Origin of the sequence: Streptomyces sp. NPDC053560, from assembly GCF_044544605.1 — a bacterium.
GTDB lineage: Bacteria > Actinomycetota > Actinomycetes > Streptomycetales > Streptomycetaceae > Streptomyces.
Window position 1 is genome coordinate 86,192 of sequence record NZ_JBITXI010000008.1, and the last position, 17,663, is coordinate 103,854.

At 71.2% G+C, this 17,663-nt stretch carries 14 protein-coding genes and 2 pseudogenes; 3 read left to right on the forward strand and 13 right to left on the reverse strand.

Annotation, left to right across the window (positions count from 1 at the left end):
* The 5 genes and pseudogenes from ACIGQF_RS20120 to ACIGQF_RS20140 all read right to left on the reverse strand — a co-directional run.
* Positions 1 to 1,487 (reverse strand): annotated as a pseudogene (locus ACIGQF_RS20120) (glycoside hydrolase family 30 beta sandwich domain-containing protein); the annotation flags it as partial.
* Positions 1,488 to 1,672: 185 nt separating this feature from the next.
* Complete coding sequence (locus tag ACIGQF_RS20125) at positions 1,673 to 3,034, reverse strand: GH1 family beta-glucosidase (protein ID WP_399711810.1); 1,362 nt, start codon at positions 3,032 to 3,034, stop codon at positions 1,673 to 1,675.
* A gap of 20 nt (positions 3,035 to 3,054) precedes the next feature.
* Positions 3,055 to 3,918: a carbohydrate ABC transporter permease gene (locus ACIGQF_RS20130; protein ID WP_399711812.1), complete on the reverse strand. Its 864-nt coding sequence runs from the start codon at positions 3,916 to 3,918 to the stop codon at positions 3,055 to 3,057.
* On the reverse strand, positions 3,911 to 4,927 hold the full coding sequence (locus ACIGQF_RS20135) for a carbohydrate ABC transporter permease (RefSeq protein ID WP_399711814.1): 1,017 nt from the start codon (positions 4,925 to 4,927) through the stop codon (positions 3,911 to 3,913). The genes ACIGQF_RS20130 and ACIGQF_RS20135 overlap by 8 nt, the downstream gene beginning before the upstream one ends.
* Positions 4,928 to 4,938: 11 nt before the next feature.
* A complete protein-coding gene (locus tag ACIGQF_RS20140) occupies positions 4,939 to 6,255 on the reverse strand; it encodes an ABC transporter substrate-binding protein (protein ID WP_399711817.1) in 1,317 nt (438 codons plus the stop codon).
* A 141-nt stretch (positions 6,256 to 6,396) separates the two neighbouring features.
* Here ACIGQF_RS20140 and ACIGQF_RS20145 point away from each other — a divergent pair, with 141 nt between their 5' ends.
* The 3 genes from ACIGQF_RS20145 to ACIGQF_RS20155 all read left to right on the forward strand — a co-directional run bounded on the left by ACIGQF_RS20145 (position 6,397) and on the right by ACIGQF_RS20155 (position 10,601).
* Positions 6,397 to 7,683, forward strand: coding sequence for an ROK family protein (locus ACIGQF_RS20145; RefSeq protein ID WP_399711819.1), 1,287 nt, complete (start codon positions 6,397 to 6,399; stop codon positions 7,681 to 7,683).
* A gap of 132 nt (positions 7,684 to 7,815) precedes the next feature.
* Positions 7,816 to 9,801 (forward strand): hypothetical protein, encoded by a 1,986-nt coding sequence (locus tag ACIGQF_RS20150; protein ID WP_399711821.1) that lies wholly within the window; start codon positions 7,816 to 7,818, stop codon positions 9,799 to 9,801.
* 152 nt (positions 9,802 to 9,953) lie between these two features.
* Positions 9,954 to 10,601, forward strand: a complete 648-nt coding sequence (locus tag ACIGQF_RS20155; RefSeq protein ID WP_399711823.1) for a dihydropteroate synthase — start codon at positions 9,954 to 9,956, stop codon at positions 10,599 to 10,601.
* A gap of 64 nt (positions 10,602 to 10,665) precedes the next feature.
* Here ACIGQF_RS20155 and purU read toward each other — a convergent pair whose 3' ends face one another.
* From purU to ACIGQF_RS20195, 8 genes and pseudogenes are all read right to left on the reverse strand, one after another.
* Positions 10,666 to 11,538, reverse strand: a complete 873-nt coding sequence (gene purU / locus ACIGQF_RS20160; RefSeq protein ID WP_399711825.1) for a formyltetrahydrofolate deformylase — start codon at positions 11,536 to 11,538, stop codon at positions 10,666 to 10,668.
* 218 nt (positions 11,539 to 11,756) lie between these two features.
* A pseudogene (locus ACIGQF_RS20165) lies at positions 11,757 to 12,128 on the reverse strand (transposase); the annotation flags it as partial.
* Positions 12,129 to 12,373: 245 nt separating this feature from the next.
* Positions 12,374 to 13,675 (reverse strand): MDR family MFS transporter, encoded by a 1,302-nt coding sequence (locus ACIGQF_RS20170; protein ID WP_399711827.1) that lies wholly within the window; start codon positions 13,673 to 13,675, stop codon positions 12,374 to 12,376.
* Positions 13,672 to 14,853: a PLP-dependent cysteine synthase family protein gene (locus ACIGQF_RS20175; RefSeq protein WP_399711829.1), complete on the reverse strand. Its 1,182-nt coding sequence runs from the start codon at positions 14,851 to 14,853 to the stop codon at positions 13,672 to 13,674. Before ACIGQF_RS20175 ends, ACIGQF_RS20170 begins: the two co-directional genes overlap by 4 nt.
* A 793-nt stretch (positions 14,854 to 15,646) precedes the next feature.
* Positions 15,647 to 16,081: a DUF6153 family protein gene (locus ACIGQF_RS20180; protein WP_399711831.1), complete on the reverse strand. Its 435-nt coding sequence runs from the start codon at positions 16,079 to 16,081 to the stop codon at positions 15,647 to 15,649.
* Between the two features lie 496 nt (positions 16,082 to 16,577).
* The gene (locus ACIGQF_RS20185; RefSeq protein WP_399711833.1) at positions 16,578 to 16,817 is read right to left on the reverse strand and encodes a hypothetical protein; all 240 of its coding nucleotides are present in this window, start codon (positions 16,815 to 16,817) and stop codon (positions 16,578 to 16,580) included.
* Positions 16,814 to 17,152 (reverse strand): hypothetical protein, encoded by a 339-nt coding sequence (locus ACIGQF_RS20190; protein ID WP_399711835.1) that lies wholly within the window; start codon positions 17,150 to 17,152, stop codon positions 16,814 to 16,816. The genes ACIGQF_RS20185 and ACIGQF_RS20190 overlap by 4 nt, the downstream gene beginning before the upstream one ends.
* Positions 17,153 to 17,253: 101 nt before the next feature.
* A complete protein-coding gene (locus tag ACIGQF_RS20195) occupies positions 17,254 to 17,544 on the reverse strand; it encodes a BlaI/MecI/CopY family transcriptional regulator (protein ID WP_399711837.1) in 291 nt (96 codons plus the stop codon).
* Positions 17,545 to 17,663: the final 119 nt, after the last annotated feature.

Here is a 17,663-nt window from a genome sequence, read left to right on the forward strand (position 1 = left end):
GCCGCGTGCCCCGCTCGGGGGTCGGGGCCTCCTTGCACCCGCCCCGCCGGTCGGGCGGGGCGGGGGGCGGGGGCCGGGCGGCGGGGGGGGGGGGCCCCGCCCCCCCCCCGGGGGCCCCCCCCCCCCGCCGGCAGCTCGTACCGGAGCGACCTGCCGCTCTCGGTGACGGAGAAGGCCCGTGCCGAGCCGGTGGCGTTGAGCACCACGGAGACCCGCGAGCCGTCCGGGTTCTCGAAGGTCACGTTCTGCACCCCGCCGGAGCCCTGGCTGGTGGAGGCGATGCGGTGCGCGCCGCGGTCCACGAACTTGGCGACGTGGCCGAGGGTGTAGAACTCGGCGTTCCTGGTGACGGTGGAGCCGTTCACCTCCACGACGCCGTTGCAGCGGGTACCGCAGTTGCCGTAATGCGGTCCGCCGTTCTTGTCGAGGGCCACGTTCCACAGCACCACGGTCTCCGCGCCCGCGCGCATGCTGCGGATGACCAGGTTCTCGGTCTGCCACTTCAGCGAGTCCGCGAAGGTGCGCGACGGGTCGTCGCTGTCGGTGCCGGAGCACTCGGTGAAGAACACCCGCTTGCCCGCGTCCCGCACCTGCTGCTGGGCCTCGGGGCTGCCGCCGTAGCAATGGAAGGCCGCGCCCTGGACGCGGGCGATGTCCTTCGTGCGGTCCAGGACGGTGAGCGGGAAGTCCGAGCGGTCCCAGTTGTGGTCGTAGGCGAAGAGCTGGGTGGGCAGCCCCGCGGCGGTCAGCCGGCCGTCCAGGACCCGCAGGAAGTCGGCCTGCTCCTCGGCCGACATGCCCATCGAGGGGTACGTCGTCTGGAACAGCGGCTCGTTCTGCACGGTGAGGTCGTCGACGGCCACGCCGGCCCTGCCGTACGCCTGGACCGCCTTGACCAGGTAGTCGGCATAGTCCCCGTAGTGCTCGGGGGTGAGCTTGCCGCCCTCCAGCTTCCCGCTGTCCTTCATCCACGCGGGGGCCGACCAGGGCGTGCCCATCACGCGGATGCCGGGATTGATGCCCTTGGCCTGCTTCAGCAGCGGCAGGATCTCCTCGCCGTCCCGGCCGATCGAGAAGGACCCCTTGGTGTCCTCGTACGTGTAGTAGGGCAGCCGGGCGACGAAGTCCGTGCCGCCGAGGGGCTGGCGCAGGTAGTCCAGGCCGATGCCCGCGCCGTCCCGGGAGAAGAGGTCCTTCATCAGGGTGGTGCGCTGCCCTTCGGGCAGCCCGGCCACCAGGTGTGCCGAGGCCTCGGTGAAGGAGGCGCCCGCACCGGTGAACTCCTGGCTCTTCTCGCGGGAGTCCACGCTGATGTCGATCTGCTGCTTGCCGCCGTCGAAGGACACGTCGCCGGCTCTGCTGAGCTTCTTCGTGCCGTCCGCCGTGGTGACCCACACCTGCGCCGTGGTCGCGGCGGTCCGGCCGGGCCCGGGGGCGGCGTAGGCGTAGCCGGCGGCGGTCACGACGAGCGCGGCCGAGACGGCCATCACCCTCCTCCACCGTGTCCCGGGCGATCTTTTTTGGGCATGCTGATGGTGCCTGTGTTCCATGATGCGGCTCCTCCGACAGATGCGGGCCGTGTTGTGTACAGGCGTTGCAGAACCGCCCGGGCGCGTCGTGGCAGGGTTTGACGATCCGATGTGACGACGCGCCCGCGCGGGGCTTGTGGGGGTTATGCCGCGCGGCGCTCCCGGTTCCGGTGGGCGCGGACGATGTCGGCGTACCGGCGCCCGCTGTCCTTGATGGTGCGCCGCTGGGTCTCGTAGTCGACGTGGACGAGGCCGAAGCGCTTGTCGTAGCCGTAGGCCCACTCGAAGTTGTCCAGCAGCGACCAGGCGAAGTACCCGGCGAGCGGCACGCCTTGCGACACCGCGTCGGCGCACGCGGCCAGGTGCTCCTCCAGGTAGCGGACCCGCTCCGGGTCGTGCACCTGCCCGTCGGGGCCGACGGTGTCGGGGTAGGCCGAGCCGTTCTCGGTGACGTAGAGGCGCCGGGCGCCGTAGTCCTCCGTCATCCGCAGCAGCGTCTTCGTCAGCCCGGCCGGATGCACCTCCCAGCCCATGCCGGTGCGGCGGGAGGCCGGCAGCTCGATCTGCCGGGCGTACGGCAGCGAGCCGGCGGGATCGTCCGCGACGACGTTGCGGAAGTAGTAGTTCAGGCCGAGCCAGTCCAGGGGAGCTGCGACGGTCTCCAGGTCGCCCGCGCGGGCCGGCGGCTCGGTGCCGTACAGCTCCACCATGTCCTGCGGGTAGCCGCGGCCGTGCAGCGGGTCCATCCACCAGCGGTTGGTGTGCCCGTCGGAGCGGCGTGCCGCCGCGTGGTCGGCGTCGCTGTCGCTCGCCGGTTCGCAGTGCGTGAGGTTGTTGACGATGCCGACCTGCGCGCCGGGCACCGCGGCGCGGATCGCCTGCACCGCGAGGCCGTGCCCGAGGTGCAGGTGGAAGGAGGCGCGGACCGCGGCGGTGACATCGGTCAGCCCCGGCGCCATCCGCCCTTCCAGGTGGCCGATCCACGCGGAGCACAGCGGTTCGTTGAGGGTGCCCCACTGCGTGACGCGGTCGCCGAGCCGCTCGGCGACGACCGCGGCGTACGCGGCGAAGTGCTCGGCGGTCTCCCGCTCCGGCCAGCCGCCCCGGTCCTGGAGCGCCTGCGGCAGGTCCCAGTGGTAGAGCGTGACGTACGGCGTGATGCCTGCTTCCAGGAGGCCGTCGGTAAGCCGGTCGTAGAAGTCCAGGCCCGCCTTGTTGACCGGCCCGTCGCCGCCCGGCACGACCCGGGGCCAGGCCACCGAGAAGCGGTAGGCGTCGGCGCCGAGCTGCCCCATCAGGCCGATGTCCGCGCGCCAGCGGTGGTAGTGGTCGCAGGCCACATCGCCGGTGTCGCCCTTGTGGACCTTGCCGGGGGTGTGGCTGAAGGTGTCCCAGATGGACGGCGCGCGGCCGTCCTCGGCCGCCGCGCCTTCGATCTGGTACGCGGCGGTGGCCGTTCCCCACACGAAGTCGTCGGGGAGCGAGTCGAGGTACGAGTCGGACACGGAGTTCCTTTCCGCGGTGGTCACTTGACGGCGCCGGCCGTGAGTCCGGCGACGAGGTAGCGCTGGAGCAGCAGGAAGCCCGCGACGACGGGGACGCTGACGACGAGCGAGGCGGCCATGATCTGGTTCCAGTACACCTCGGTCTGGGTGGCGTAGCCCTGAAGGCCGATCGCGAGCGTGCGGGTGACGTCGTTGGTCATGACCGAGGCGAAGAGCACCTCGCCCCAGGCGGTCATGAAGGAGTAGATGGCCACCGCGACGATGCCGGGCACGGCGGCCGGCACGACGACCCGTACGAGGGCGCCGAGCGGCCCGCAGCCGTCGACCTGCGCCGCCTCGTCCAGGTCGCGCGGGATGGAGTCGAAGTACCCCACCAGCATCCAGATGGACAGCGGCAGGGTGAACGTCATGTACGTGAGGATCAGGCCGCCGCGCGAGCCGTAGAGCGCGACGCCGGTGGCGTTCCCGATGTTCACGAAGATCAGGAACAGCGGGAGGAGGAAGAGGATGCCGGGGAACATCTGGGTGGACAGCACCGTGACGGTGAACAGCTGCTTCCCCCGGAAGCGGTAGCGGCTGACCGCGTACGCCGCGAACACCGCGATCACCACCGAGCAGGCGGTCGCCGCGCCCGCGACGATCAGGGAGTTCACGAAGTACCGGCCCAGCGGCACGGTCTCCCAGATGTCCAGGTACGGCTGGAACGTCACCCGGCTGGGAAACCACCGGAAGGCCCCGGTCACGTCCTGCAGCGGCTTGAGCGAACTGCTGAGCATCACGTACAGCGGGGTGGCCGTGAAGAGCGTCAGCAGGGTGAGCAGTACCCGCCGGGTCCAGACGAAGGACCGGGGCGGCGCGGTGGGCGACTTGCCGGCCTCAGCCATGCTCGCCCCTCCTTCCACGGCCGGTGACCAGCAGGTACGCGGCCGTCACCACGAGCAGGAAGAGCAGCAGCAGGACGGACATGGCCGACCCCGAGCCGAAGTTCCAGGTCTCGAAGGACGCCTGGTAGATATGGATCGAGATCAGGTCGGCGGCCTCCGGGGCCGCCTTGCCGAAGAGCACGAACGGCACGTTGAAGTCGTTGAAGGTCCACAGGAAGAGGACCAGTACCAGGACCTGGTTGACGGGGCGGAGGGCCGGCAGGGTGATGTGCCGGATCTGCTTCCAGATCCCGGCGCCGTCCAGCTGCGCCGCCTCGTAGGACTCCCGCGGGATGTTCTGCAGCGCCGCCGTCAGCATCAGGAACGCGAACGGCCAGGTGCGCCATACCGACGTCACCACGAGCGCCGTGAAGCTGTTGTCGCCGACCAGCCAGAACGTGGCCGTCTCGGTGAGACCCAGCTGATCGTGGAGCACGTGGTTCACCAGCCCGTTGTCCCGCTGGAGCAGGAAGGACCAGGTGATGACGGCGGTGTAGACCGGTAGCGCGTACGGGGTGAGGAACAGGGCCCGCAGCAGACCGCGGCCGCGGAACCGGTCCTGCATGAGGATCGCGGCCGTCACGCCGAGCAGCCAGGCCAGCCCCACGGCGAGCGCGGTGAAGGCGCAGGTGACCGCGAAGGAGTGCAGCAGTGCCTTGCCGACCGGGGCGTCGAAGTCGACCGCGATGCGGAAGTTGTCCAGCCCTGCCCAGGGCGCCGCGCCCCAGTTGCGGATGTACTCGTGGGTGAGCTGCTTGAAGCTCATCGCGATGCCGATGACCATCGGCACGATGTGGATCAGCAGTTCGAGCGCGAGGGCGGGGAGCAGCAGGAGGTAGGGAAGGCCGCCGCGCCTGATCCGGTCGGGGAGGAGGGACCTGCGCGGCGGCCGGTGCTCGGGGGCGGTGCCGGACAGCGGCGTGCCCGGCGCCGCTGTCCCGGCCGCTTCGTGCTGTGCGGTGGTGGTCATGGCGGCGGATCTCACTTCTGCATCTGCTGCTGAGCCTCGGTCAGCTTCGCCTGGACCTCAGCGGTGCCGATCTTCTTGCCCGCCGCCGCGTCGGCCAGCAGTTCCTTCATCGCGCCGCCGACCAGCGTCTCGAACTGCGACTCGTCGGGGACCTGCGGCAGCGGCGCCGCGCTCTTGGCGAGCACCTCGCGCTGCACGGCCTCGTCCGGGTCCCGCGGCTTGCTCTTCTGCGCGTCCAGCACGGGGGAGAGCGCCCCGAACTTGGAGGTGAGGATCTGCTGTTCCTCGGTGGAGGTCATGAACTTCACGAACTTCAGCGCGCCGTCGATGTTGTCGGTGTTCTCGAAGACGGCCATGTTGATGCCGCCGACCATGGAGTTGACGTTGCGCCGGCCGCCCGTGTCGCCGGACTGGAAGGGCACGGGCGCCACCCCGTACTCGTCCGCCTTCATGCCGTGCGCGAGCAGCGAGGTGCGCGCGGCCTGCCACAGCAGCATTCCGGCCTTGCCGGTGGCGAAGTCCCGTACGGACTGGTTCTGCGCGTACTCGGCGTTGCCGGGCGCGGCGATCTTGTCCTTCGCCAGGAAGTCGATGTACTGCTTGACGGCCTTGACGTTCGCGGGCTTGTCGAAGGTGGGCTTTCCGGCGGCGTCGAAGAAGTCGGCGCCGTGCTGCTTGCCGAAGGCGAAGGCGTGGTGGGAGTTCTCCGCCACGTTGCCGCCCTCGATGGCCAGCCCGTACTTGCCGTCCTTGGTGAGCTTCTTCCCGTCGGCCACCAGCTCGTCCCAGGTGGTGGGCGGACGGGAGATGCCCGCCTCCTTGAACATCTGCTTGTTGTAGTACAGCGCGTACGTCAGCGAGTACAGCGGCACCGCCGCCGGGTCCTTCTTCGCCTCGCCGGTGGCGGCCATCGGGGCCGGTGCGAACCGTTCCTTGCCGCCGATCTTCTTGAAGGTCTTGTCGTCGAAGGCCAGCAGCGCACCGCTCTTCTGCAGCGACGAGGACCAGGTGTTGCCGATGTTGAGCACGTCCGGGCCCTGCCCGGAAGAGGTCGCGGCGAGGATCCGGTCGAGGATGGTGGCCCAGGGGATGACCTCCAGCTTGACCTTGATTCCGGTCTGCTGTTCGAACTTCTTCAGCTCCGGACCGAGCACCTTCTTGTCCGCCTCCAGGCTGGACCCCTGGTTGGTCGCCCAGTAGGTCAGCTCCTTCGGACTGTCGTTGTTGGCGCCGCCTCCGAGGGCGGTGCCGCCGCCACAGCCCGTGGCCAGGGCGGCGGTCAGTGCGGTGGTGAGCGCGGCGACTGCCGCCATACGGGTTCTACGCATGGTCGTTGTGGCCCCTCCGGGAGGCGAGCATCAAAGCTCTGAACGCGGCTCCGTATTAACTTAAGGCGTGAGTTAAGTAGTGAAAGAAGGGGTCGTCAAGACACTCGGCACCGGTAAGTTGCCGGGAGAGGAAGGAGCCACATGCCCGAACGCCACCGCCGGACGGTCCGTGATCTGCGCCGCGGCAACCGTGCGCGGCTGCTGCGCCGCCTGTATCTGGAGGGTCCGCTCAGCCGCCAGGAACTGGCCGCGCGGACCGGCCTGAGCTCGGCGTCCATCAGCAACGTCACGTCCGAACTCCTCGCCGACGGCCTGCTGGAGGAGGCCGGCTCGGTCGACTCCGACGGCGGGCGCCCGCGCATCCTGCTGCGGGTCGCGCCGGGCGCCGGATCACTCATCGGGGTGGATGTCGGCGAGACACGAATACGCGTGGAACTCTTCGACCTGTCGATGGCCGAGCTGGCCCGCTGCGAACATCCCTTGAAGGACGAGGGCCACAATGTCACCCACGTTGTCCGCCTGATAGCCGAAGGCCTGAAGGCGGTGAGCCGTACCGACGTCCCGCACGGACCGCTGCTGGGCATCGGCGTCGGCGTGCCCGGCATCGTCGAGGACGACCCGGCACGCGGCGGCGCGGTGGTGCACGGCCAGACCGTCGGCTGGGACGCCGTCCCGCTGGAGGCCCTGCTCCGCGAGGCCACCCAACTGGGCGACGCCGCGCCGCTGTTCGTGTCCAACGGTGCCAAGACGCTCGGTCAGGCGGAGATGTGGTTCGGTGCCGGGCGGGGCGCGCGCGACGCGGTCATCGCCCTCATCGGCTCCGGCGTCGGCGCCAGTGTGATCACCGACGGCAGCGCGTACGGCGGCGCCGCACACGGCGCGGGGGAGTGGGGCCACACCACCATGCAGCTGCGCGGCCGCCGCTGCCGGTGCGGCGCCCGCGGCTGCCTGGAGGCGTACGTCGGCGCCGAAGCGGTCCTGGAACGGTGGCGGGAGGCGGGCGGCGCGGCACCCTCCGGCGCCGACGAGGAGAGCGCGCTGGCCGCCCTGCTCGCCGCCGACGACCCGGCCACCGCCGAGGTGCTGGCCGAGACCGCCGAGTACCTCGGCGCGGGCATCGCCGACCTGGTGAACCTCTTCAACCCCGAACGCATCGTGCTGGCCGGCTGGGCCGGCCTCCTCCTCGGCACTCGCCTGCTGCCCGCCGTACGCGAGGCCACCGCGGCCTACGCGCTGCGCTATCCGGCGGCCCGCGCCACCATCGAACTCGGCCGCCTCGGCGCGGACGCGGTCACCGTCGGCGCCGCCACCCTGCCCCTGAGCCGCTTCCTCGACACGGGAGGGACCGCACCCGCACACGTGCCACGGACCGCACCCGCACCGCGCCGCGGCCCGGCCGCACAGCCCACCGCCGGCCTCGGTACCTGACGGGCTCCTCCCGTGCGTACCAACCGCTTTCGTGACGTGCGCGAACCGGACAGAGCGTCAGCGTGACCGTCATTCGTGTCACTCGTTTGCCTGGTGCGGAATTCGTCGTATCCGCCGGAGGGGGCGATCGGCATGTGGGGGCGAGGAGGGCGGCAGGCCAAAGGGACTGCCGCACGGATCAATGCGGAGCGGGCCGAGGCCGCGCTCATGGAGGCGTATCCGCAGCTCGTGCGGATCGCCTTCGTGGCGCTGCCGCCGGCGCTGGGCCGCCATCGGCGGGTGCTCGTGGCCCACGGGCTGGTGCAGCGGGCGCTGCCCGGACCGCTCGGCGCCGCGCTGCCGGCCGCCGGCGGCCCGCCCGGTGACCCGGCGGACCCCGGGCCGAAGCCCGAGTACGCCTGGGTGCGCGAGCGCGTCCTGACCGCGTGCCTGTCGTACGGCGCCCGGCCACGGCGCTGGCCGCGTCGGCTGCCGTGGCCACGGGCCCTGCGGCCCGCGCTGCCGGCCGTCTGGGGGCTGCGGCTCTTCCCGCGTGCGGGCAGCGGGGACACCACCTCGCTCGACCGGGCGCTGGCCGCGGCCTCCGCCCCGGCACGCGCGCTGTTCGCGCTGTGCTCGCTGGAGGACATGCCGAAGGAAGCGGCCCGCGAGCTGCTCACCCGGCTCGGTACACCGCCCGACGCGGCGGCGCGCCGCGACGCCGAACAGCTGCTGTACCTGAGCGCGCGGGCGACGGCGGACCTGGGCAACGCCTCCGAGTTCGACCCGTGCTCCGTGCAGACCCGGCCGACGGATCTGCTGCGCCGCAGACGACGGCGGCGGCTCGCCGGCCTCACCGCCGCACTGCTGGCCCTGGTGACGATATCCGTGCTGCCCGCCACGTCGGGCGACGGTTTCGTCGGGACCCCGAGCGCCGGCGACGCCATATCCGCGGACCTCGCCCCCGTCACGGACGCCGGCCGCCTGGTCCGGGCCCCCGGCGACCGGTGGGCCGACACCTCGCGCGTCGACTTCACCGCCTGGGCCCCGCGCGGCGCCCGCGTGGACGACACGGAACTGCTGCACCGCGCGCTCGCCGCCTGGGCCCACCCGGCACCCGGCACCGAGGTCACGTCGGCCGCCGCGACCACCGAAGAACTCCCGGCCACCCCACCCGCGTTGCTGTACGCCGGCGACATCGACGGCCGCGCTGTCGTCGTCCTCCACGACGGGCGCCGCATCGTCCGCTACACCGAGCCGAGCGACGGCGACGGCACGGCCGCGCTGGACTTCGCGCGGGCCGACGACGCCGATGTGACCACCGCGGCGGCGGTGGTCGTCAGCCGCACCGCGCGGCAGGTGCGCTTCCTCACCGCCCCCTGGATCGCCACCGCCGAACGGCGGGACCTCCGCCGCCCCGACACCCCGGCCCGGTCCGTACGCGTAGCGCGCGACGGCGTCACGGAGCCGGTGGCCCGGCCGAAGTACGGCGACTGCGGCGCCCGCCCCGCGCTGCAACTCAAGTCCTCCGCACGCATCGTGGAGCACCACACCTTCGTCGTCGCCGACCTCGGCGACCTGCTCCCGGCCCACCTCACCTACATGCCGCTGCCGGGCCGCGAGCGCCCGCGTCCCCCGCGCGAGGCCACGAGTACGGAGTCGCTGCGCGCCTGGGCGGCCTCGGCGTGCGGGATGAGCGGGTTGCGGGGCAAGGGAGTGCGGAGCGTCAGCATGTGGGACTTCGCCCGCCAGCGGCTGCCGGAGGACGGCGGCCAGGCAGTGTGGTCCTGCCGCCGGGCGGACACCTGGCGCGGCCCGGGCGACATCGAAGTGGGGCTGCGGCGCCCCGAGGCCGCGCCGGACGCCGATACCACGGTGGTCGCCCGGGACCGGGACACCGCCGCGTGCAGCCGCTTCGGCCAGCACGTCGTGGCGAGCACGCGATGGCGCAGCCCCTCGAAGAAGTGGTACCTCCTCGCCGCCGGCAGCCGCGCGGTCACCGGGCTGGAGGTGACCGGCGACGTACGGGCCACCACCGAAGAGCCGACCCTCGCCCGGCGCGCCCCGAAGGACGCCCGCACGCAGGTGACCGCCGACCTCCCGGAAGGGGAGCAACTCCGGCCTCCGGGCAGCGAGTAGAGCACATCTCCCGCCGGGGGCCGGGCGCCTGACCGACAGGCACCCGGCCCTCGGCGTTGTCGTCGAGTCCGTACTGCCTGACTGCGACGGCCCGTGCCGCCCGATCGCCCATGCCGTCGGGCGCATGATGCTTCCCCCGCGTCGTCCCGCGGGTGCCGCGCCGTACCCGCCGCCCTCCCGTGCCGCCGTACACCCCACCGGAGTGCGGCACGACGTCCGTGGCCGCCGTCGGCGCCTCGCTCGCCGGACTCTCCGCCGCCCGCTCGCTGCGCAAGCAGGGCTATGACGGACCCCTCGTCCGGCGCCGCGCCGACTCCGCGATGCTGCCGCTGGTGGCGCGCGCCGGGGTGCCGTACGTGGCGATGCACTGGCGCGGGCATGCCGACGGCATGCAGGCCAACGCGGGCTACGACGATGTCGCCGCCGGTGTGGCCGACGAGTTGCGGCTGCGCGTCGAAGCGGCTCTGCACGCCGGGATCGCGCCGGACCGCCTCGTCCTCGATCCGGGACTGGGCTTCGCCAAGACCCCCGAGCACAAACGGCAGTTGCTGGGCCGTCTCCGGGAAGTGACCGCGCCCGGGTACCCGGTCCTGGTGGGCGCGGCCCGCAAGTCCTTCCTGGGGGAGCTGCCGGCGGACCCGGCGACGGGCCTGGCCCGGCCGCCGCAGCAGCGGGACGCGGCCACCTCCGCGGTGACCGTCCTGGCCGCTACGCAGGGTGCCTGGTGCGTGCGTGTGCACGACGTGGCCTCGACTGCCGACGCGGTACGCGTGACCGCCCGCCGGGGGCTCGAAGCTTAGGGCGCGACGGTCCTGCCGGATTCGCCTGCGCAGAATCACACGGGCACCGGAGCGGGGCGGCCGGTCAGCGCAGGACGACCGTGCGGCTGCCGTTGACCATGATCCGGCTCTCGGTGTGCCACTTCACCGCGCGGGCGAGGACCTGCGCCTCGACATCGCGGCCGAGGGTGACCAGGTTGTCGGGCCCCTGCGCGTGGTCCACGCGGACGACGTCCTGCTCGATGATGGGCCCCTCGTCGAGGTCCGGGGTGACGTAGTGCGCCGTGGCACCGACGAGCTTGACGCCGCGCTCGTGCGCCTGGGCGTACGGCCGCGCGCCCTTGAAGCTCGGCAGGAACGAGTGATGAATGTTGATCGCCCGGCCTTCGAGCTGCTTGCACAGGTCGTTGGAGAGGATCTGCATGTAGCGGGCGAGGACCACCAGGTCGACGTCGAGTTCGTCGACGAGCTCCAGCAGCCGCGCCTCCGCCTCGGGCTTCGTCTCCCGCGTCACGGGGATGTGGTGGAACGGAATCCCGTGGCTCTCCGCGAGCGCTTCGAACTCCCGGTGGTTGGAGACGATCGCCGGGATGTCGATGTTGAGCGCACCGGTGCTGCGCCGGAACAGCAGGTCGTTCAGGCAGTGGCCGTACTTCGACACCATGATCAGCGTACGGGTCGGGGTCGACGCCTCGTAGAGGTTCCAGGAGATCCGGTACGCCTCGGCCACGGGGGCGAAGCCGGAGCGCAGATCGTCCAGCGACGTGCCCGGATCCGGGATTTCGAAGCGCATGCGCAGGAAGAAGCGGTCCTGGAGCCGGTCGTCGAACTGCCGGCTTTCCTGGATGTTCCCGGAGTGCTGGACGACGAAGCCGGTGACGGCATGGACGAGGCCGGAGCGGTCGGGGCACGAGACGGTGAGGACGTACTCGCGCTCGGGCTGCGGTCGAGGGGACATCGGGCCTCCAAGTAGAAGCGCAATACGCAACAGCGTGTTTGATGCGCAACATGGTCCGGGCGTGGCCGCCCGCGGTCAAGCCCCCGTTCCGACCTTGCTCACCTGGGAGTTGGTGTGCCGCGTACGTCGACGGATGCCGCTCCAACTCGCCTGCGGAGTACCGGGGATCACCTCTTGTTCCCGACGAGCCCGTGTGATGCCTCGCGGTTGAAGGCCGGCGGTCTGCCGCCAGCTCGTCCGCGCTGCCGCCGGTTGGCCCGCTGGTCGGCCCGTTCCGGAATCACCGCGCGGATGCCGCGGTTGCGCGGGTGGTCGCGGATCGCGCGGGAGGAATACGCCTTGTCGGCCAGGACCAGGTCCGGCCTGGTGCGGGGCCGTCCAAGAGGGCGGGGAACACGCAGGCGGGCCATAACGTCCGTGAAGGCGGGACCATCGCCGGCTCGACCGGCGGTGAGGACGAACGCCAGCGGCCGGCACCGGCCGTCGGTCACGAGGTGAATCTTCGTGGTCAGTCCGCCGCGGGACCGGCGATGGCGTGATCGTCCGGCTCGCCGGCCGGGGCGACGGTCCCGCCAGCGGCCACCCCGTTTCGGCGTTCGGTCCGGGAGCAACGGATCGATCCGTGCCCACTGCGCATCAGTCAACGGCACATCCGGACCAACGACCGGTTGATCCAAACAAAATGGCCTAGCGGACCCCTCGGAGGGGGCGCAGTCGGAAGGAGCCCGGTCCCGAGAGGGTGGATGCAGGCATCGAACGCTCCTGGAGGTGGGCACGGCCGGGGAGGGGCGGGCGATGCCGGGTCGCCCGTCCCTCCGTCATGGGGCCGGTCGGCTCAGACCGTCACGGGCTGCGGTTCAGGCGTGGCCGGTGCCGCGAGGCGGCCGGTGCGGTGCAGTCCGAAGAGGGCGGAGGCGCAGGCGAGGCCGAGGGCCAGCAGTACGAGCCACGGCAGCGCGGACATCCCTGCGGCCCGGGCGGCGTCGAGGGCAGCGCCGGTGAGCAGGTTTCCGAGCGTGATGCCGACACCGCAGATGGTGTTGTAGAGCCCGTAGTGGGTGGCCACGAGGCGGTCGCCGGAGAGCCGGACGATGGTGTCCATCTCGAAGGGGTACGCGACCATCGTGCCCAGCGCGAGCAGCAGTGCGGCGAGCGCCGGCGGGACGGCCGCCAGCAGCCACCGGCCGATGCCTGCCTCCGGCACGGGCAGGGCGGTGGCCGCCAGGAGCGGCAGGAACGCGAGCCCCATGAGGGCCAGGCCCCAGGTGAGTGCGCGCCCGGGGGCCATTCGGGCCTTGCAGCAGGCCGTCACCCTGGTCTGCAGCAGGATGGTGCTCAGTCCGGAGACGGCGAAGAGCAGTGCTACCGCCGCCGTGCCGGCCTCGCCGTCACCACCGAGCCGTCGTACCTCCAGCGGCAGGGACAGGTAGACCTGGAAGGACAGCACGTACGAGCCGATCATGGCGACCGAGAAGAGCAGGAACGGCGGGTTGGCCACCACCGAACGCCACTCGGACAGCACGCTCTCGCGCTTGCCGCCCTGCTGCTTGCCCGCGTCGTCGGCCCGGCGGGCGGGCAGTGCCCTGATCTGCACGATGCTCAGCAGAGCGAAGATGACCGCCGAGACCAGGCAGGTAACTCGGAAGTCGACGCCGGTCAGCACCATGCCCACCAGTGGGCCGAGCAGAATGCCCGCCTGGTAGAAGACGTTGAACAGCGCGAACGCCTCCACCCGGCGTTCCCCGGCGTCGGCGGCCAGGTAGGCCCGGACGGCCGGGTTGAACAACGCGCCGGCGAAACCGGTGGCGGCGGAGGCCGCCACCAGCGCGGGCAGCGAGTCCACCAGCGCGAGCGTGGCGAAGCCCAGGGTCCGCAGCACACAGCCGGCGACGATCAGCGGCTTGTAGCCGAACCGGTCGGCCAGCGTCCCGCCGACCAGGAACATCCCCTGCTGGCTGAAGTTCCGTACGCCCAGGACGAAGCCGACCAACCAGCCCGCCAGGCCGAGCGTCCCGGACAGGTGCGCGGCCAGGTACGGCATGAGCATGTAGAAGCCGAGGTTGATGGTGAACTGGTTCACCATCAACAGCTGAACGCTGCGTTCGTAGGAGCGCAGCTGCGCGAACGTGCCCTTCACCGGGTCTCCTCCTGGGTGTTGTCGGAGACGAGCTCGACGTCGGTGGGCCCCGCGGCTTCGGCCGGCGTCAGCGGGTCGACCACATCGGCGCACCGCGTCCAGCGCGTGACCTCCTTCTCGTCCAGGCGGCCCACCACCTCCGGTTCGGCGGCCGGCGAAGAGCCCAGCAGACCGTGCGCGGCGCAGTAGTCGTCGTCGTACACGGTGCCGAGGTAACGCTGCGGACCGTCCGGGAAGACCGCGGCGATGCGGGTGCCCACGGGCTCGGTGCGGGCCAGCCAGCCGGCGACCAGCGTGACCGCACCCACGCTCCAGCCCCCGGTGGCGTAGTGGGACGTGGCCAGCTGACGGCAGGTCCACACCGCCTCCGACGGAGCCACCCAGTGCACCTCGCTGAAGGCGTCGTAGGCGACGTTGCGCGGATAGATGCTCGATCCGAGACCGCGCATCAGCCGGGCCCTGGCGGGCTGCCCGAAGATCGTCGACCCGATGGTGTCCACGCCAATGACGCGCAGCTCGGGGTAGAGCTGGCGCAGGACGCGGGAGATGCCCGCGGAGTGGCCGCCGGTGCCCACGCTGCACACCAGGACGTCGATGTGGCCCAGCTGGGCGGCGAGTTCGAGGGCCAGCGGGGTGTAGGCCGTGGTGTTGTCGGGGTTGTTGTACTGGTCGGGGCACCACGAACCGGGGTGCCGGTCCAGCAGCTGGGTGACGCGGTCGCGGCGGGCCTGCTGCCAGCCGCCGGTCGGGTGCGGTTCGGAGACGATGTCGACCTGGGCTCCGTAGGCGGTCAGCAGCCGTGTCATCGACGGCTCCAGCCCCGGGTCGGTCACCAGCGTCACCGGATGCCTGTAGGTCATGCCGGCCAGGGCCAGGCCCAGCCCGAGCGTGCCGCTGGTCGATTCGATGATCCGACCGCCCGGGAGCAGTTCACCGCGGGCGCGTGCCCGCTCGACCATGTGGAGGCCGGGCCGGTCCTTGATCCCGCCCGGGTTGAAGCCTTCCAACTTGGCCCAGAAACCGCGGCCGGACGGGGTCAGTGGTTCGGAGACGTGCAGTACCGGTGTGTTGCCGACCAGTCCCGCCAAGCCCGGGGTGGTGTGGGAGGAGGGGTGGAGGCGCGGCCCGGCGGCAGCGGGACGGGTCGGAGCGGAAAGTGTGGGGGATTGCGAGTTCATGAGATGTGCCTTCAGTCGCTGTACGAGTGTGCGGGCAGCTCATTCGCGTGCGGCACGTGGCGATACGCGCGGCACGCGGCAGCGGGATCTAGATGAGCCACCGGCAGACCTGAGCGAGGGCTCTCTGCCCGGTCACGGATGCGTACGGAGCGGGCGGTATATGATCACGCGCCAGTTGGTGGGCAGGGAACGCGACGGCGCTTGAGAAGGGCGGACAAGGCGGCGTGGGGTGAGCCGTCGGTCCGAGCGGTGTCCCCGTCCGGCTGCGGGCAGGGTCTCCGCAGGCCGGGTCATGGTGAGAGTGCGGATCGTCGGGGACCGCCGCCTCCACGGGCGGTGCCGTCAGCGCCTCCCGTGGGGCAGGGGAGTGGCTGTCCCCGTGTGCGGCCAGCGGGCAGCCGAGCAGCAGAAGCAGCAATCCGCCCAGGACGATTCCCCACCGATGTCGTCGTCGCTGCGGCTGAGGAAACCCAATGCGGGACGCTCGGCTATTCGCTCGCGCGGCACAGGAAACCGACCGTTGAGAAGGCAAGGGAAAGGAGGAAAGGCGGCGGGAGAGATGTGTCACAGCACTCCGTACGTAACCACGCGACCGGATATCCGGGCGGCGGCAGGCAGGGACAAGCGGGGACGACGAAAGGGACCGACGGACAGCCGCTCGGTCTTTATCCATCGATTACATGGGGAGAAAGGCGGCCGAATAGGCGTCGGGAACTGGTGCATTCTGCAGGCAGCTCAAAGAGGCGGCCTGAGATTCCTCCCGAGAACCGGGAACCAGTTCGAAAAAGACAATCTACACCCGCAAAATGGCGGGATCCCTCGGCCCGTCTGACGCGGCGCCCAGCTCGGTCGTCCGGGCGGCGGCGAGGGTGCGGACATGCGTGACGGGCGTGACGTCGAGCGGCGTCATGCAAGGAGTCGGCAGGTCGGCGCCGTGCGGGGGCTGGCCGGACGCGCAGTGGTCCGCGGTGTGCCCCGTACCGTCGCCATCGTGGTGATGAGAGTCGCCATCGTGGTGGTGCGAGGCGGCGGGCTCCTGCGTGGCGGGCACTGTCGACGATGCGGATGCAGTGGCGCCGGGAGCGGCATGGGCTGCGGCGCTTTCGCCGCTCACGCCGTGCGTATACAGCAATCCCAGCAGGAGTGCGGCCAGCCAGAACACTCGCAGCGGGCCCGCCATCTGAGGGCGGGCCCGAAGCAGCGCTGAACTCCGGAGGGCCGTGACCATGCCGTGATCCTAGCGTCATGCCGGGGGTGCTGCGCAACGAAGTCGGTGAACGGGGAGTGAATTGGCCTATTGAAGTGACTGAAAGTGGACACATGTGCTTGCGCGCCCAGGTTCCGATCAAAGGGACCTGCATCCTCTGAATTGCGGGCGGCGGGTCGGGTGGGAACCGGCCGGCGTTATTCATTCGCCATTCATCGGCTGTCTGGGCCGGTACTCCGGATAGTGGCATCACTGCCCCGGCATCCGTGATCGCGACGGCAAGCCGGCGCTGCGGCTCCAGGGGCGCATCCCGGTATCGGCGGGTGTCCAGCACCGTCCTGATCGGCGGCGCGGCTCCGAAGAGAGACACCGCCACCGCCGTCTCGACGGTGAGGGCATGCGTGGCGGACTCCCCGACTCCAGCTGAACGACACGCACTTCGAGTTCGAGGGGCTCTTGGGGCCCATGGCCGCGGAGGGCGCGGTGCCGGTCCATCCCGGAGCGTCGGCGACCTTCATCAGTGCGCCCGCGACAGTGCGCCCGCGACCGCGCGAGTGCCGCAGCGTGAGACCGCGCAACGGTCCGCTGCCAGTTCCCGAGTCGCGAAGGCCTCGCGCAGGTGGGCGAGGAGCGGCGCCACGAAGAACCGTGCCGCGGACGTGTCGGTGCTGAGGGTCCTGAGCGGATCGCGGCCGCGCACATGTTCCTGTTCATGGGCGAGCGCCGCGCTCAGCTCCTGCGCTGTGGTACGCCTCAACGTGCCGCTGCTGACGGCCCCCTGGGACACAGCAGGCCATACGTGAACGCGCACGGCGCCGCGGCGTCGAACACGACCACTTCACTCTGCATCCCCGCCCGGAGAACCGCAGCCTTGAGCGCCCCGGCTTCGTCCGGCGTGCGCGCCGCGACCCGTTCCTGCAATTCGCGCCGCAGTCGCCGGCTCGCGCGCAGCCCCTGCCGCAGCCGTCCGGTCGGGCGGGCGGAGCCACCGACGGACAGCGCGAGCAGTGCCGCTCCCGCCCAGAACGGGAAGAACGGGCCGGAGCGGGGCGTATCCACTCCGCGGTGCGCGATCTGCCAGGCGAGAGCCATGACGAGACAGCATGTGACGAAGGTGATCGCAGCGCAGAGCCCGACGGTGACCAGCAGTCAGAACGCCCTGTTCCCTCCGCAGCGCACTGGCGGTGTGTCCGTCACGGGGTCTCCTCCAGCAACCGACGCAGCCGCTCACCCAGCTCCGGATCGAGGGAAGCCTCGGCCGCGAAGTGCGCGACCGCGTTCTCCCCGTGCGTGCGCAACACCTCTCGTACGGCGAGCGCAGCCTCGTCGGCGACGGCCGGTGTGTACTCGTACCCGCGGCCGTGACGCGACCGGTCGAGCACACCCTTCTCCGCAAGACGGGTCATGACGGTCATCACCGTTGTGTACGCGAGCGGCCGCGGACGGCTCTCGTTCAGCACGTCCAGCACCTGACGCACGGACATCGGTCGCTTCTCGCGTCAGCACGCCTGCATGACGTCGTTCTCCAGTGCCCCCAGGGCCACCGTGATCACCTTCCCGGGCCAGTGCCTACTATGCGAGCGCAGTACGCGGTTCGTGCGGG

Bases quoted from the DNA above. Each gene is read 5' to 3' on its own strand.
- ACIGQF_RS20130 (WP_399711812.1), bottom strand. From the start codon at position 3,918: ATGGCTGAGGCCGGCAAGTCGCCCACCGCGCCGCCCCGGTCCTTCGTC.
- ACIGQF_RS20135 (WP_399711814.1), bottom strand. From the start codon at position 4,927: ATGACCACCACCGCACAGCACGAAGCGGCCGGGACAGCGGCGCCGGGC.
- ACIGQF_RS20140 (WP_399711817.1), bottom strand. From the start codon at position 6,255: ATGCGTAGAACCCGTATGGCGGCAGTCGCCGCGCTCACCACCGCACTG.
- ACIGQF_RS20145 (WP_399711819.1), top strand. From the start codon at position 6,397: ATGCCCGAACGCCACCGCCGGACGGTCCGTGATCTGCGCCGCGGCAAC.
- ACIGQF_RS20150 (WP_399711821.1), top strand. From the start codon at position 7,816: ATGTGGGGGCGAGGAGGGCGGCAGGCCAAAGGGACTGCCGCACGGATC.
- purU (WP_399711825.1), bottom strand. From the start codon at position 11,538: ATGTCCCCTCGACCGCAGCCCGAGCGCGAGTACGTCCTCACCGTCTCG.
- ACIGQF_RS20175 (WP_399711829.1), bottom strand. From the start codon at position 14,853: ATGAACTCGCAATCCCCCACACTTTCCGCTCCGACCCGTCCCGCTGCC.
- ACIGQF_RS20180 (WP_399711831.1), bottom strand. From the start codon at position 16,081: ATGGTCACGGCCCTCCGGAGTTCAGCGCTGCTTCGGGCCCGCCCTCAG.
- ACIGQF_RS20190 (WP_399711835.1), bottom strand. From the start codon at position 17,152: ATGGCTCTCGCCTGGCAGATCGCGCACCGCGGAGTGGATACGCCCCGC.
- ACIGQF_RS20195 (WP_399711837.1), bottom strand. From the start codon at position 17,544: ATGTCCGTGCGTCAGGTGCTGGACGTGCTGAACGAGAGCCGTCCGCGG.